Source organism: Methylotetracoccus oryzae (assembly GCF_006175985.1).
GTDB classification, from domain to species: Bacteria; Pseudomonadota; Gammaproteobacteria; order Methylococcales; family Methylococcaceae; genus Methylotetracoccus; species Methylotetracoccus oryzae.
The window spans coordinates 97,095-111,549 of record NZ_SRSH01000010.1; the positions used below are offsets into that span (position 1 = coordinate 97,095).

A 14,455-nucleotide genomic window follows, 5' to 3' on the forward strand; every position below is an offset into this window, starting at 1 on the left:
CGGTGCCGGTCTACCGGCTGGAATGCCCCGATTGTGGCCACACCTTCTCCGGCATGGTGCTGTCCGGCACCCGCGAGCCGGAGGAGTGGGTCTGCTCGGCCTGCGGAGGGAACCGCGCCCGGCCCCTACGCGACATGCCGCCGGTCCCGCATCCGCTGGAGTCCGCGCAGGGGGGCGGATGCCCCTGTTGCGGCGCTCCAGTGCACGACCCGAACAAGGCTTGAAGCCTGGACGTTGCCGGGGTAACCGAAGTGGTCGATGTCAGCGAGGCGCATTGGTCGACGAAACGCTGGGCGGAGGCCATCGAGGCTCGCCTGACGGAGGGGGCGGCGGGCGATCCGCTGGTCAACATCCGACGGGGCGATACCCGTGAGTTCGACGCGCTCTTCCTGGGCGGCGGCGCCGGAGGCCGCTTCGGCGCCGCCTACCTGCGTGCCATGGGCGGGCGACCACTGATCATCGACCGCTGGCCGTTCCTCGGCGGTTCCTGTCCGCACCATGCCTGCGTCCCGCACCACGTCTTCTCGGACGTCGCCGCGCAGCTGATGCTGGAGCGCACCTTTTCCGGAAAGCTGTGGTTCCAGGATTTGCGGGGCAAGACCGTCTCGATGCTGGACATCGTCGAAATGTTCCGGCGCGGACGCACCGGACCCCATGCCTTCATGAATTACCAGAGCGCGGAACAACTGGAACTGGAGTTCGTGCTCGGCCAGCCCGGCCGCTTGCTGGATGCCCGTAGCGTCGCGGTCGGTGAGCAGGTCTACCGCGCCCGCAACCTCGTGCTGGCCACCGGCGCGCGCGCTCGGCCGCTGCCGAGCATCGCGGATGGAATCGGTGGCGTCTTCAACTACGCGACACTGGTCGACGCGCTGAACTACGAGCCCGGACCGACGGCCATCGTTGTCGGCAGTGGCAAGACCGCGATCGAGTACGCGTGCTTCTTCAACGCAACCGGGCGTAAGACCTTCGTCGTGTCACGGCAGCCGCCGCTGGCCTTGTTGCCCGATGCCGAAACGCGCCGGTTCCTGATCGCGCGCATGGAAGAGCAGGGGATCGAATTCGTGAACCCTGCGGAGGTGGTGTCGTGCGAGGACGATGCGAGCGGTCGCATCCGTGGGGTGACGCTGTCGGGGTCGCAGGGGCCGCGGCGCATCGCGACCGATTTCCTGTTTCTCGGGCTGGGGGAGCGACCCAATTCCGAGGAAGCTCATGCGGTCCTCGGCGTTGACCTCGACGACGACGGTTCGGTGCGGGTCGATGACCGGATGCGGACCTCGGTGCCGGGCGTTTACGCGGTCGGCGATCTGGTCGGCCGGCCGATGGAGATGTTCAAGGCGCGCAAGGGCGGGACCTGCGCGGCGCGCAACATCATGGGGGAGGACGCGCGCTACCAGCCGCGCGACTATCCGGATTTCCTGCATACCCACTACGAGGTCTGCTGGCTGGGGCTCGGCGAAGAACAGGCGCGCGAGCGTTACAGCAACGTCGTTGTCATGAAACTGCCGCCGGACAACCCCGACGGGCACACGGTCGCGCTGCCTGCGGGTGATCGCGTGATGCTGTACGCGATGATGAAGCCGGAGCTGTCGGGCTTCCAGAAACTCGTGATCGACGGCGATTCGCGGCGCATTCTGGGCGCCTTCCACGTCGGCTATGGCGCGAAGGACGGATTCCAGTATCTGGCGCCGATGGTCCGGAACGGGTTAACGGTGGACGAACTCGGGGAGATGGACGAGCTGTTCCTGAATCCGTCCTATTTCATCCAGTTGTGCCGCTTGCGCGCCGGCAGCCGGACCTTGCGCAGCCTGTGACGACGGTGACCGGGCGACTGGCCGGCAAGCATGCCGTGATTACCGGCGCCGCCGCGGGTCTCGGCTTCGCGATGGCGCGGCTGTTCGGTCGGCAGGGCGCGCACGTCGCGTTGATCGACTGCGCCGAGGGCAGGCTCGCTCAGGCCTTGGACGCACTCCGCGCCGAGGGTATCGACGCGGAAACCTATACAGCCGACGTGGCCCAGGCCGAGGCCGTCGAGCAAGCCTTCATGGCGATCGGGGACCGCTATGGGGACGTCATCCATGTGCTGGTCAACAACGCCGGAATCGCCGAATTCGCCGGCGTCGAGGAAACCGAACCCGAACTTTGGCATCGCACCCTGGCGGTCAATGTGACCGGCACCTATTTGTGTGCCCGTGCCGCGCTGCCGGCGATGCGCCGCGAAGGCGGTTCGGTCGTGAACATCGCCTCCATCGCCGGCGTGATCGGCATTCCGCGGATGGCCGCCTATTGCGCGTCGAAGGGCGCGGTCATCGCGCTGACCCGGCAGATGGCAGTGGACTACACCGGGCTCGGCATCCGCGTGAACTGCCTGTGCCCCGGCCGCGTCGCCGGGACTGACCTCGACCGCGCGATCATGGCACGCGACTCGGACGAGGACACCCGCGACAAGATCGCGAAGTACCCGATCGGCCGCTTCGGCCGGCCGGAGGAGATTGCCCAGGCCGCTTTGTTCCTCGCGTCCGACGAGGCGAGCTTCGTGTCGGGGACGGCCTTCTGCGTCGACGGTGCGATGACCGCCCTATGAACGCCGCGATGTACACACAAGCCGACAAACGGACGGATCTGGAGACTCTGATCGGATACATTCGCCCCGGCGACTGTCTGGCGATCGGCGGCGGGCTGTCGTCCCGTGAGCCAATGGCGGCGCTGCGGGCATTGATCCGGGCGGGTACCGGCGATCTGGAACTGATCGGCTCGGCCCACGGTATCGACGTGGATTTGCTGTGCGGAGCCGGGCTGGTCGCCGCCAGCGCGGAATCCTATGTCGGCTTCGAGCAGGATTTCGGTATGGCACCGAACTACCGCCGCGCCTGCGAGGCGGGGGCGGTCGCGGTCAGGGATTCCTGCTGCTACACGCTGGTCCAGCAGTTGCGTGCCGCGATCGCCGGTCTGCCGTTTATGCCGATCCGCTCGGTCAAGGGCAGCGGGTTTCTCGACCTGCATCCGGAGTTCAAGACGCTGGAATGTCCCTACACCGGCGATGAGCTGATCCTCGTTCCGGCCCTGCGCCCGGACATCGCGATCCTGCACGCGCAATACGGCGACGCGCACGGCAACCTCCATATCGCGGGGCCTCCGGTGGCCGATCGGCTGTTCGCGCGCGCGGCAAAAAAGGTGATCGCGACGGTGGAGCAGATCGTGTCGACCGAAGAACTCCAGCGCCTGGGCGTGACGGTCCCGTATTTTTACGTGGCCGCCGTCGCCGAGGTCGCCTACGGCGCGCATCCCACGGCTTGCTACCCGTTCTATGGCTACGACCGCCCGCATACCGCGCACTACCACACCTGCGCCAGCGCGGGTGCCGGCCGTTTCGAAGACGAGTATTTGCACCGTTTCGTCCACGGATGCCCCGATCATGCCGCCTACCTAGCGGCGATCGGCGGGAGCGCCACCCTTGAGCGTCTGGCCTCCTGGAAGGATGGACCCGACGCGTGGATGAAGCTCTATGAATGAACCTCGCGTCGATCGCTGTAGTCTGGGCGAAGCGCTGATCTATCGGATCGCCCGCACGATCGAGGACGGCATCCTGGCCTTTCACGGCTTCGGTTCGCCCCTGGTGCAACTCGCGCTGCACGTGGCCAAACGTACGCATGCACCCAATCTCGTCCTCGTTGCGGGCGCTACCTACGCCGTCAACCCGATGCCGCCCTTCCTGGCACCGACCAGCAACGACTGGGTCATGGATCGCGGCGCGGAATGCCGGCTCGACATCGAAGAGCTGTTCGATCTGGCTGCAGCCGGTCGTTTGGGACGGATGTTCCTGTCGGGACTGCAGATCGACCGCTGGGGCAACCTGAACACGACCCGACTGGGAACGGAGTCACTGAAACTGAAACTCCCCGGCGGTGGCGGCGGCTGCAATCTGGCCTGTGACGCCCGTCACCTGACGCTGTGGACCGCGGCGCACCGCGCCGTATCCGACGGTCGAGGCGCGCGACGCCTTCGCTTGGTCGAGCGCTGCGATTTCATCACCAGCCCCGGGCATCGCGCGGCCGATGGGCGTACCCGCAAGGGCATGGGCTTGGTCGGAAATGGCCCGGACTGGTTGATCACCGAACTCGGAGTATTCGACTTCGACGAATCCGGGCACGTGCGACTCCGTGAGGTCTTCCCGGATACCGATACGGAGTTAGTGCGGGCGAATACCGCATTCGAATTCCCGATCAGCGAGCCTGTGGCTACCACCCCACTGCCGCCCGCGGCTGTCTGCGAGCTGATCCGTAGCCTCGATCCGCTGCGGATTCACGAGCGGGAGCTGCGGCCTGAGGACCGGTCGCGGACTTTTTCAGGTCCCGATTGCCGCCCGGAGAGACACGCATGAACGGCGCGGTGCTAGAGGTCGGAGGTCTCAGGACGACAAAGAACTTCGTGCCGCTGCCGTACCGGCGGGTCAGCTTCCAGCCTTATGACGGTCCGATGACCGAGACTGCAATCCAGGGGCACCTGCTGGAACGGGAAGTTTACCGGCGGACCGACGTCGTCGTGCTGCACGGTCCGGGTTCGCGCTGCGCCGTCGCGGCGATTCGGCGGGACGGCGCTGAGGATCTGTTCAACCGCGTCGTGGCGGTCGAGTTGCTGGCCCTGCCGGATTCGGCCGTGTTCGCCCACGCACCGCAGATCGATCCCGCCAACCGCTCGGCGCTGGCGCGGCTGGCCCGGGAGCTCGGCGTCGGACCCGATGGCACCCTGATCGTTCAGGGGGCCTTCGATCACATCAACCTGATCCACCATCCCGACCCCCTGGTGGTCCGCGTTGTCGAGGTCTCGCCGCCGGCCCCGCCCAAACTGCTGACCATGGCCGAGCACGTGCTGAGCTATGCGGATCTGCCCCCGATCTGCCTGGAACTCGAGCCCATTGATTTACCGGCACTGTGCCGCGGGAGCGCGTCGGAGGCCTATCTGGTTCCCTGTCGCTCCGGCGGTCTCGACGACCTCGGGGCTCCGGTCTACTTCCTCGACGAGCGGCCGCCCGAGCGGAAAGCCTGGACCCTGATCGGCTGCGAGCGCAGCCTGCAGTTCCATCGCCATTACTATGGCGACGAGCCGCCCCGGATCGAGATGTGTCCGCGCAAACTCGCCGCGGCCTCCTCGCAGCCGACTCTGGTTAAGTGCTGTCTGCTGGAGTTCGAACTCGAGCAACAGGGGAATACGGTCATCGTACCCTGGGGATCGGACCTCCCGACGATCGAACGTGCCCTCTCCCTGCTCGCAATGGAGTCGCGCGATGACTGAACTGGCCTGGGACGCCATCGTCGGTGGTCTGATCCGTGACCGGACCCGGAAGCCCCGCGACCGGGGACTCACCATGGTGATCGACACCGGTGTCGGCGAGCGCCGTCTGCTGGATACCCTGGAGCAGGCCGCCGCCTTCATCGACCACTGGAAGTTCGCGTTCGGCACCTCGGTATTCCTGCCGCGCCCCTTGCTGCAACGGAAACTGGGTTTGCTGGCCGATCACGGCATCCTGAGTTTGCCCGGCGGAACGCTGCTTGAGGTCGCCTTGGTCGAACACCATTGCCGCGATTACATGAAACATGCGAAGGATCTGGGATTCAGTGCCATCGAGATCTCCGATGGCACGATTCCGATGCCGGCGGTGCGGCGCAGGAACATCATCGCCTGCGCCCGAGATGCCGGCCTCGTTCCGATCTCCGAGGTCGGCAAGAAGGACCCGCGCGCGCAGCCGTCCGCCGAACAGATGGCCGAGCAGGCGCTGACCGACATCGAACATGGCGCCGAATGGGTCGTCATGGAGGCGCGAGAGTCGGGGCGGGCCGTCGGCATTTATGACGAGCACGGCCAGGTGATCGACGACACGCTGACCACGCTCTGCGCGCTGCTGGGCGATGCGACGAGCCGCCTGATCTGGGAAGCACCCTTGGCGGCACAGCAGACGGCCCTGATTCGGCGCTTCGGTACCAACGTCGGGCTCGGGAACGTCCCGGCGGATCAGATCCTGGCCGTCGAGTGTCTGCGATGCCGCCTGCGTTTCGACACCCTGCACTGGGTCACCGACGAATTGCTGCGCACCGGTGCCTGGGATCCGGCGCGGATCGAGCCGAAACAGGACGAAACACCGGTGAAGCTGAATGTCCATAGATCCTGACTACGACCCTACCGTTGGTGTCGCAAGCCAGGTGCTCGAGGTCGGCTCGCGCCTCGCCGAGGGGCCGTCGGCGCGCTTGGTCGACACGGTATTCCGGCGGGAACTCGCCGATCAGGCTGGACTGTTTGCAGCACTCGGTCTGACCGACCTGGCGCATACGCTGGCGATGATCGAGGTCGGCGTGATTCCCGCCGCGGAGGGCAGCGAGTTGCTCGGCGCCCTGCTGAAGCTCCAAACCCAGCCGGAGGACTTCCACGCCGACCCGATTCGCGGGGATCTCTATACCAACCGCGAAGCCTGGCTTGCGGTCAGGACATCGGCGGCCGGCTGGCTGGGCATAGGCCGGGCCCGGCGCGAGGCGACCACGACCGCGTTCCTGATGACACTTCGCGCGGCATTGCTGGATCTCGCCGATGCATCAACCCGATTGGGCCATACGCTGACTACCCGCGCATCGGAGTGGCGCGAGGCCTTGATGCCGGATTACACGTATTTGCAGGCGGCGCAGCCGACGACATTCGGCCACTATCTGGCCGGCTTCGCGGAACCGCTCCTGCGTGACGGCGACCGGCTTCGCGGCGTCTATTCGCGGGTGAACCGTTCGCCCGCGGGGTGCGGCAGCACCAATGGGTCGCGACTGACCCAACCGCGCGAACGCCTGGCTGAACTGCTGGGCTTTGATGGGCTCGTCCGGCATGCGCGCGATGCGATGTGGCAGGCGGATCTCCCGATCGAAACCGCGGGCCTCATGACGACGATGCTGATCAATCTGGACCGCCTGGCCGAGGACCTGCAGATCTTCGCCACCCGCGAGTTCGGGCTGGTCGAACTCGACGATCGCCACGCCCGGGCCAGCAAGATCATGCCCCATAAGAAGAACCCGTTCGCACTGACGCATATCCGCGGCATGGCCAACGCGATGATCGGGACCCTGGCGGCCACCGCCGCGGCGGCCCGCACGCCTTCCGGGCAGTCGGACAACCGATTGGCCCTCTACGGTGCGATCCCGCGCGCGGTCGCCGACACGCGCGACGCCGTGCTGCTGCTCGATGAAGTGATCGCCGCGCTGCGCTTCGACGCCCGGCGCGGCCTCGAATTGTTGGCGGGTAGTGATGCCGCAGCGACGGATATCGCCGAGGTGCTGGTGACGGAATGCAGTCTGGATTTTCGCCAGGCGCATCGGCTGGTCGGCACGCTGGTCCGACAGACCGCCGGGCTGCGGCCGCTGTCCGCGCTGAGCGTGAACGAGCTGACCGCCTGTTCGATCGAAGTGCTCGGCTTCCGGGCCGAGCTGACGCCTGCCGCGCTGGTCCGCGCGCTGGATCCTAAAGCGTCCGTCCACGCGCGCATCGGGCCCGGCGGCGCCGCTCCGCCTGCACTGGATGCGGTGCTCGCCGACCAGCGTGCGGGATTGGCCGAGATTCGGGCATGGACGGCCGAGCAACAGGAGCGACAACGAGCGTCCGAGGAATCCCTGCTGCAGCGGTGCCGGGAGCGATGCCCGACATGAGCGTGCACATCATGGATTCGGCCATCTTCGGCAATTCCTGGGCGACCCCGGAGATGCGTGCGTTGTTCGAGGAACGCTCGGTCGTGGCCGGCTGGATCGAGGTGCTCAGCGCACTCGCGGCGACCGAGGCCGAGTACGGCCTGATCCCCCAGCGCGCGGCCGACGCTCTATGCGAAGCCTGCCCGCGGATCAAACTCGACGATCCCTTTTTCGCCGAAGTCCGGCGCGGTTTCGAGCAGACCAATCACTCTCTGCTGGGCTTGATTCATGCGCTGCAACGCCGCTGTCCCGGTGACAGCGGCGAATGGCTCTGCTACGGCGCGACCGTGCAGGACATCACCGACACACACAACGCCCGCGTGCTCAAGCGAGCCCATGGCCTGATGCGAGAGCGCCTGGACGGGCTCATCGGTGTGCTCGCGGGGCTCGCCGCACGCTATCGCATGACCCCGCAGTGCGGCCGAACACACGGCCAGCCTGGGCTGCCGATCACGTTCGGCTACAAGGTGGCCGGCTGGCTCGACGAGCTCCTGCGCCATCGGCAACGGATCGAGGAGATCGCACCCCGCCTCGCGGTCGGGCAGCTCGCCGGCGGCGTTGGCAGCCTGTCTTCCTTCGGTCCGCAGGGACTTGCGGTGCAACGGCGTTTCCTGGAACGGCTGGAACTCGCCGTGCCGGCCATTTCGTGGACTGCCTCGCGCGACCGCCTGGCCGAATGGCTGAACCTGCTGGCACTGCTGTCCGCGCTCGGAGACCGCATCGGGCACGAAATCTACAATCTGCAGCGGCCCGAGATCGGTGAACTGCGCGAAGCCAGCGCCGCGGGTGTCATCGGCAGCATCACGATGCCGCAGAAGCGCAATCCCGAAATCAGCGAACACCTCGGCACGCTCGCCCGGCAGGTCCGTCATGCCGCCGCGCAGATGACCGAGAACCTGGTTCACGATCACGAACGCGACGGCCGCGCCTGGAAGGCCGAATGGGCCATTGTGCCAGTGGCGTGTCTCGCCGCCGACAAGGCTTTGGCCTTGCTGCATGATGCGTTGATGCACCTGGAAGTCGACGAATCCCGCATGCGGCACAACCTGGAGGCAACGCAGGGAGCCGTGCACGCGGAACGCGTCATGCTCGCGCTGGCGCCGCGGCTCGGCAAACAATCCGCCCATGCCCTGATTCACCGCCTCGCGTCGGACGCCGCCCGGCGGGGTGTTCCGTTCCGGGCGGCCTTGGCTGGCTCCGAGGAGATTCGCGCGCAACTCGGCGATGAGGCGCTGCGAACCCTGCGGTGCGCACCCATCGACACCGGCCAGTGTGCCGAAATGGTCGATCGGGTGCTGCGCAGCGTCGGGTCGGAATCGAACCAATGACCCCGGCGGGTCGAGGCGAGGACAGTGTCGTCGCAAGGGCATGGCGTGCGCTGGAGCAGATTCCGCGCGTCGGGCTTGCGGAGTTTCCGACCCCGCTGTTGCGGATGAAGCGCTTCGGCGCTGCGCTCGGTGGGCTCGACATCTGGTTCAAGCGCGACGATCTGATCAGCTTCGGGCTCGGTGGGAACAAGGTTCGCGGCCTGGAATTCCTCCTGGGCGACGCGCTCGCGCGGGGAGCCGACACGCTCGTGACGGGTGCGGGTTGCCAGTCCAACCATGTGCGCGCCACGGCCGCGGCTGCCGCGCATTGCGGTCTCCGGTGTGTCGCCGTCTACTGGGGCGATCCGCCCGCCGTCATCGACGGCAACTACCGCCTGACCCGGCTGTTGGGCGCAGAAGTCAGCTTTACGGGCGACTCCGACCGGGCATCGGTGGATCGTGGGATCGACGAGCAGTGCGTTCGCCTCCGCACAACCGGGCGACGACCCTATGCCATACCGCGCGGCGGGGCCTGTGCGCTGGGCACTCTGGGGCACGTCCTGGCAACGCGCGAACTCTTCCTGCAATGCCAGGTTCAAGGGATCGAACCGGAAGCCATCCTGCTCGCGGCCGGCTCGGGTGGGACTCACGCCGGCTGGCTGGTTGGCAAGGCGCTGCTCGGCTACCCCTGGGCGTTGCAGAGCATCGCCGTCAGCCGCGACGCGGGCGCCACCATCGCGCAGATCCAGCGGTTGGCAGCGGAGGCCGCTTCGCTGCTGGGAGTATCCGCACTACTCGCCGCTACGGCTCCTCCGATCGTGCATGCGGGGTTCCTCGGTGAGGGTTACGGCATCCCCAGCGCCGAGGGCACGGATGCGATCCGTCTGGTCGCACGCACCGAAGGGATCCTGCTGGACCCGACTTACACCGGCAAGGCAATGGCTGCCCTGATTGCTTTGCGGAAAGCCGGCCAGCTGCCCTTCCGCTCCGTGGTGTTCCTGCATACCGGGGGCGAGCCCGCCTTGTTCGCCGGCGATGGCGCCTGGTTGCCCGACCGCGCCGCTTCCAGCCCGGAACTCTCGTGCGTCTTGTAATCGTGGGCGGCGTTGCCGCGGGTACCAAGGCCGCCGCGCGGGCGCGCCGGGTCGATCCTGATCTCGCCATCACCCTGTTTCAGGACGAAGCGTGCGTTGCCTACAGCGGGTGCGGCCAGCCTTACGTGCTCGGTGGTGCGATAGCCGAGCCGGATGCATTGATCATCCGGCGTCCGGAAGACTTCGCGCGTGATCGCATCGACGTGCGCGTTCGTCACCATGTGACCGCGATCGACCCTGTAGGCCATCGCGTTCATGTCCACGATCTTGAAAGCGATCACAGGGAAATAGTGCCCTACGATCGGCTGATTTTGGCAACAGGTGCCCGCGCGATCGTGCCGGCGGTACCCGGCATCGACCTGGCGGGTGTCACGACTCTGCGCGGCATGGCGGCAATGCATCGCTTGCTGGCCGAACTGGACAACGCTCGGGGCCAGCGAGCGGTGATCGTCGGTGGTGGCTACGTGGGGCTCGAACTCGTCGAGGCCCTGGCGATGCGGGGGCTCGAGGTGTGCCTGCTGGAACGCGCTGACTATTTCCCGCCGCGCGTGGATCCGGAAATTGCCCCGATGGTCCGCGGCCTGTTGGATCGGAAAGGGGTCAGGATCATCACTGGCGAGAGTCTGATTCGCATCAATGGGCGGGGCGATCGCGCGGAGTCAGTCCTCACCTCGGGCGGGAACACCCTGCCGGCACAACTCGTCGTGCTGGCCCTGGGTGTGCGACCCGCAGTCGAACTGGCGGCCGCGTCGGGCATCCGAATCGGTCCGACCGGGGCCATTGCGGTGGATGAACGAATGGCAACCAGTGCGCCGAATGTCTTCGCCGCCGGAGACTGCGCCGAATCGCGGCACCGCCTCACGCAGAACGCGACGTGGCTACCGCTTGGAGACAGCGCCAATCTGCAGGGTCGGGTGGCTGGGGAAAATGCGGCGGGCGGCGATGCGCGCTTTCCCGGTGTGTTCGGAACCAGTATCTGCAAGTGTTTCGAGCTTGCGGTGGGCGCGACGGGGCTCACCGAGGCGGATGCCCGCCTGGCGGGTTTCGATCCGATCACCGCGCGCATTCAGGCGCAAGACGCCGCGCGCTACTATCCCGGAGCCAATCCGCTAACGTTGAAGCTGGTTGCCGAAGCGGGATCCGGGCGCCTGCTCGGGGCCCAGGCAGCCGGCACCGGCCGGGTCGACAAACTCATCGACATCGCCGCCACGGCATTGCTGGGTAAGCTGACGTGTGACGACCTGCAAAATGCAGATCTCGCCTATGCGCCGCCATTCAGCCCGGTGCTCTCGCCGATCATCGTGGCCTCCGGACTGCTCGCCAGGAAGACGCGTGATCGGACCTGACATCCGGTCTGGCTGCGACGTCGAGTCGGTGGGGGCCGGGCGGCTGCCCGAACTGTTCGCTTCGATCGGATCAGCACCACCGGAAAGCCTCTCATCAGGGCCGCGACTCGCTCAGCGGGACTTCAGGTTCCACAAAACGTCTTCTGTACCACTTCATGGGGCTCGGGGGGCAGGCTGTAGGCCCGAGTCTCGGGACCCTCGTCCCAGGGGCGGCTGAGGACCCGCAACAGCGAGTCGAGCGGATCGAGGTCGCCGCTCACGGCGGCATTCAGAGCGGCCTCGACCCGGTGGTTACGCGGGATCACGGCGGGATTCGCGCGGCGCATCGCGGCTGCCCGGGCCTGCGGGTCGCCCGCTTCGCTGGCCAGGCGCGCATGCCAGAACCCGAGCCATGGGCTGAGCGGCGCAGCATCGGCGAGCGGGGCCGCATCCGGCCCGGCCGTGCCCGCCGCAGCGTCGCAAAGGCTGCGGAAGGTGTTGGTGAAGTCGGCCGCGGTCTCCGACATCGCCAGCAACAGTCCATCGATCAACTCGGGATCCTCGTCCCGTGCTTCGAAGAGACCGAGCTTGGCCCGGAATCCGGCAAGGTAAGCCTGTTCGAAGCGCGCGGTGTAGCCTTCGATGAGGTCCTGGGCTGCCGCCAGGGCCTGGTCCGGATCCGGATCCAGTAACGGCAGCAGCGACTCGGCCAGACGGGCGAGGTTCCACTGCGCAACCCGGGGCTGGTTGCCGTAGGCATAGCGTCCGCGGTGGTCGATCGAACTGTAAACCCTGTTCGGGTGATAGGCATCCATGAAGGCGCAGGGGCCGTAGTCGATGGTCTCGCCGGCGATCGAGGTGTTGTCGGTGTTCATCACGCCATGAATGAAGCCGACGCCGAGCCAACGCGCGACGAGTTCGGCCTGGCGTCCGATGACCGCCGAGAGAAAGGTTCGGTAGGGCTGCTCCGTCGCCTTCGCCTCCGGGTAGTGGCGAGCAATCACATAGTCGGCGAGCCGCCGCAGTCCGTCGACGTCCTGGCGCGCATGGAAGTACTCGAAGGTGCCCACCCGCACGTGGCTGCGTGCGACCCGCGTCAACACAGCGCCCGGCAGCACGGTCTCGCGCACGACCTGCTCGCCGGTCGCGACCGCGGCCAGAGAACGCGTCGTCGGGATCCCGAGAGCATACATGGCCTCGCTGAGGATGTACTCCCGCAGCACCGGACCGAGCCAGGCCCGGCCGTCGCCGCCGCGCGAGAAGGGAGTGCGCCCGGAGCCCTTCAAATGAATGTCGAAGCGCTCGCCGGACGGGGTCAGTATCTCCCCCAACAGAATCGCCCGGCCATCGCCGAGTTGTGGCACGAAATGCCCGAACTGATGGCCGGCGTAGGCCATGGCCAAGGGCGCCGCGCCCTCGGGCACGCGGTTGCCCGAGAGGACGGCCAGACCTTCGGGCGAGCGCAGGGCGTCCCGGTCCAGCCCGAGGCTCTCGGCGAGCGCCTCGTTGAGTTTGACGAGCCGTGGCTGCGCGACCGGAACCGGAGCCAGCCGTTCGAAGAATCGCTCGGGCAGTTGCGCGTAGGTGTTGTCGAAGGCGAAGGTCATGAAGGTTCCTGGGTAACGGGACTATGGATGGAATCAGGGCCAGACCCGCTCGGTTGGTGCAGCTTCCTGGCTTCCAGGGACCGCTTCTGCCCGCCAATTGCTCGGTGAACGGCACGACGGACGCGTCCGGCCAAACCAGTCGGGGGCGGTCGCGTCGGTCCCCGGCCCCGGGGACGCCGCGCGCACAGGTCGGCTTTGGCGGCATGGATCAGGCGATAGCCTACCAGTTCATGCCATGCCGGCAGACTGCCGATCAGTGCCATGCCCGACGGGACCGCCTCGGGCATGTTCATCGTGATGGTTCGGTTCAACTCCAACGCCGGGGATGGCGCCACACGCAGCTGCATGGCCTGCCCGGATCGCCATTCGTGCGGTGCGCACGTGGGCAGGCCAGGTCGGTCGTCTCAATCCTGCTCGGCCGCGGCCTTCAGTTGGGCAAGACCGGCTTCGAAGTCCTTCCCGCACATCTTGTCCATGCTGTAGAACGTCGTCATCAGCTTGGAGAGGTAGGGCATCGGGCCGAACATCGCCCAGGTCACCTGCGTCGCTGCACCCCGCGCCTGCAGAGTGAATTCCACCGTGTTGTGGGCTTCGAACGGCTTGATGAAATCCAGTTTGATGACGATCCGGTTCGGCGGCGACGCCTCGATGATCTCCATGCGGCCGGTGCCGACGTTTTTGTTGCCCTCCCAGGCATAGGCCGCGCCCTTGCCGCTGTCGGTGCCGCTGAAACTGCGCCGCATGCCCGGATCCTTTGCTTCCCAGGGTGACCAACGGCTCCACGCGCGCAGAACGTTGATCCAAGCAAAGACCTTTTCCGCTGGTGCCTGGATGACGATGCTGCGCTCGATACGGAAGGTGCCGGGCCGGGTCGCTGCGTAAACGAGCAACGCGGCCACCAACACCGCGATGCCTATCAGTGTGTTCGCCAACATAAGTACCCCTCGCTATTCGACGATGATCATCCACGAGACCCCGAAGCGATCGGCGACCATGCCGAAGCGCGGCGAAAAAAACGTTTTGCCCAGCGGCATCTCCACATGCCCGCCTTCGCCCAGTACCGCGAACAGACGGTCAGCCTCGGCCTCGTCGGACGCGTTGAGCACCAGCGAAAAGCCCTGAAAGTCCGGTTGCTGTGCGCATCGGCCGTCAGAGGCCATCAGTGTAGTGTCGCCGATGCGGAGGCTGGCATGCATGACCTTATTTTCCCATCCGGGCGGCATCTGGCAGTCGGCTGTTGGCGGGTCCGGGTTTTCGCTGAAACGCATCAGCGCTTCCACTTTGGCTCCCAACGCTTCGCGGTAGAAGGCGAGCGCTTCGTCGCAGCGGCCATCGAAGAACAGATAGGTTCTGACATACATGGGCTTTCCTCGCGGTTGGGTACGGTTGGTCATGACCGGCCGGCATTTG

Annotated in this window: 13 protein-coding genes; 10 read left to right on the forward strand and 3 right to left on the reverse strand. The window is 66.6% G+C overall.

Annotated elements, in window-relative coordinates; all coding sequences use genetic code 11:
• Positions 1–251 precede the first annotated feature (251 nt).
• The 10 genes from BWR02_RS11675 to BWR02_RS11720 are packed head-to-tail and all read left to right on the forward strand — an operon-like array spanning position 252 to position 11,459.
• Positions 252–1,811: an FAD-dependent oxidoreductase gene (locus tag BWR02_RS11675; RefSeq protein ID WP_139557943.1), complete on the forward strand. Its 1,560-nt coding sequence runs from the start codon at positions 252–254 to the stop codon at positions 1,809–1,811.
• A complete protein-coding gene (locus BWR02_RS11680) occupies positions 1,808–2,581 on the forward strand; it encodes an SDR family NAD(P)-dependent oxidoreductase (protein WP_236102176.1) in 774 nt (257 codons plus the stop codon). The genes BWR02_RS11675 and BWR02_RS11680 overlap by 4 nt, the downstream gene beginning before the upstream one ends.
• Positions 2,578–3,510, forward strand: a complete 933-nt coding sequence (locus tag BWR02_RS11685; RefSeq protein WP_236102178.1) for a CoA transferase subunit A — start codon at positions 2,578–2,580, stop codon at positions 3,508–3,510. The genes BWR02_RS11680 and BWR02_RS11685 overlap by 4 nt, the downstream gene beginning before the upstream one ends.
• Positions 3,503–4,378: a CoA-transferase gene (locus BWR02_RS11690; RefSeq protein ID WP_139557944.1), complete on the forward strand. Its 876-nt coding sequence runs from the start codon at positions 3,503–3,505 to the stop codon at positions 4,376–4,378. Before BWR02_RS11685 ends, BWR02_RS11690 begins: the two co-directional genes overlap by 8 nt.
• Positions 4,375–5,289 (forward strand): XcbA family protein, encoded by a 915-nt coding sequence (locus BWR02_RS11695; RefSeq protein ID WP_139557945.1) that lies wholly within the window; start codon positions 4,375–4,377, stop codon positions 5,287–5,289. Before BWR02_RS11690 ends, BWR02_RS11695 begins: the two co-directional genes overlap by 4 nt.
• The gene (comA, locus tag BWR02_RS11700) at positions 5,282–6,163 is read left to right on the forward strand and encodes a phosphosulfolactate synthase (RefSeq protein WP_139557946.1); all 882 of its coding nucleotides are present in this window, start codon (positions 5,282–5,284) and stop codon (positions 6,161–6,163) included. Before BWR02_RS11695 ends, comA begins: the two co-directional genes overlap by 8 nt.
• A complete protein-coding gene (xcbC, locus tag BWR02_RS11705) occupies positions 6,147–7,673 on the forward strand; it encodes a 2-phosphosulfolactate phosphatase XcbC (RefSeq protein ID WP_139557947.1) in 1,527 nt (508 codons plus the stop codon). Before comA ends, xcbC begins: the two co-directional genes overlap by 17 nt.
• Positions 7,670–9,040: a 3-sulfopropionylcysteine synthase XcbD gene (gene xcbD / locus BWR02_RS11710; RefSeq protein ID WP_139557948.1), complete on the forward strand. Its 1,371-nt coding sequence runs from the start codon at positions 7,670–7,672 to the stop codon at positions 9,038–9,040. Before xcbC ends, xcbD begins: the two co-directional genes overlap by 4 nt.
• Positions 9,037–10,113 (forward strand): coenzyme M biosynthesis enzyme XcbE, encoded by a 1,077-nt coding sequence (xcbE, locus tag BWR02_RS11715; RefSeq protein WP_139557949.1) that lies wholly within the window; start codon positions 9,037–9,039, stop codon positions 10,111–10,113. The genes xcbD and xcbE overlap by 4 nt, the downstream gene beginning before the upstream one ends.
• Positions 10,101–11,459: an FAD-dependent oxidoreductase gene (locus BWR02_RS11720; protein ID WP_201276240.1), complete on the forward strand. Its 1,359-nt coding sequence runs from the start codon at positions 10,101–10,103 to the stop codon at positions 11,457–11,459. The genes xcbE and BWR02_RS11720 overlap by 13 nt, the downstream gene beginning before the upstream one ends.
• 122 nt (positions 11,460–11,581) lie before the next feature.
• Here the strand turns inward: BWR02_RS11720 and BWR02_RS11725 are convergent, their stop codons facing one another.
• The 3 genes from BWR02_RS11725 to BWR02_RS11735 all read right to left on the reverse strand — a co-directional run bounded on the left by BWR02_RS11725 (position 11,582) and on the right by BWR02_RS11735 (position 14,406).
• Positions 11,582–13,045, reverse strand: a complete 1,464-nt coding sequence (locus BWR02_RS11725; protein WP_139557951.1) for a protein adenylyltransferase SelO — start codon at positions 13,043–13,045, stop codon at positions 11,582–11,584.
• A gap of 404 nt (positions 13,046–13,449) precedes the next feature.
• On the reverse strand, positions 13,450–13,980 hold the full coding sequence (locus BWR02_RS11730; RefSeq protein WP_139557952.1) for an SRPBCC family protein: 531 nt from the start codon (positions 13,978–13,980) through the stop codon (positions 13,450–13,452).
• A gap of 12 nt (positions 13,981–13,992) precedes the next feature.
• Positions 13,993–14,406 (reverse strand): VOC family protein, encoded by a 414-nt coding sequence (locus BWR02_RS11735; RefSeq protein WP_139557953.1) that lies wholly within the window; start codon positions 14,404–14,406, stop codon positions 13,993–13,995.
• Positions 14,407–14,455 lie beyond the last annotated feature (49 nt).

Bases quoted from the DNA above. Each gene is read 5' to 3' on its own strand.
- BWR02_RS11730 (WP_139557952.1), bottom strand. From the start codon at position 13,980: ATGTTGGCGAACACACTGATAGGCATCGCGGTGTTGGTGGCCGCGTTG.
- BWR02_RS11690 (WP_139557944.1), top strand. From the start codon at position 3,503: ATGAATGAACCTCGCGTCGATCGCTGTAGTCTGGGCGAAGCGCTGATC.
- xcbC (WP_139557947.1), top strand. From the start codon at position 6,147: ATGTCCATAGATCCTGACTACGACCCTACCGTTGGTGTCGCAAGCCAG.
- BWR02_RS11685 (WP_236102178.1), top strand. From the start codon at position 2,578: ATGAACGCCGCGATGTACACACAAGCCGACAAACGGACGGATCTGGAG.
- comA (WP_139557946.1), top strand. From the start codon at position 5,282: ATGACTGAACTGGCCTGGGACGCCATCGTCGGTGGTCTGATCCGTGAC.
- BWR02_RS11735 (WP_139557953.1), bottom strand. From the start codon at position 14,406: ATGTATGTCAGAACCTATCTGTTCTTCGATGGCCGCTGCGACGAAGCG.
- BWR02_RS11695 (WP_139557945.1), top strand. From the start codon at position 4,375: ATGAACGGCGCGGTGCTAGAGGTCGGAGGTCTCAGGACGACAAAGAAC.
- BWR02_RS11725 (WP_139557951.1), bottom strand. From the start codon at position 13,045: ATGACCTTCGCCTTCGACAACACCTACGCGCAACTGCCCGAGCGATTC.
- xcbE (WP_139557949.1), top strand. From the start codon at position 9,037: ATGACCCCGGCGGGTCGAGGCGAGGACAGTGTCGTCGCAAGGGCATGG.
- xcbD (WP_139557948.1), top strand. From the start codon at position 7,670: ATGAGCGTGCACATCATGGATTCGGCCATCTTCGGCAATTCCTGGGCG.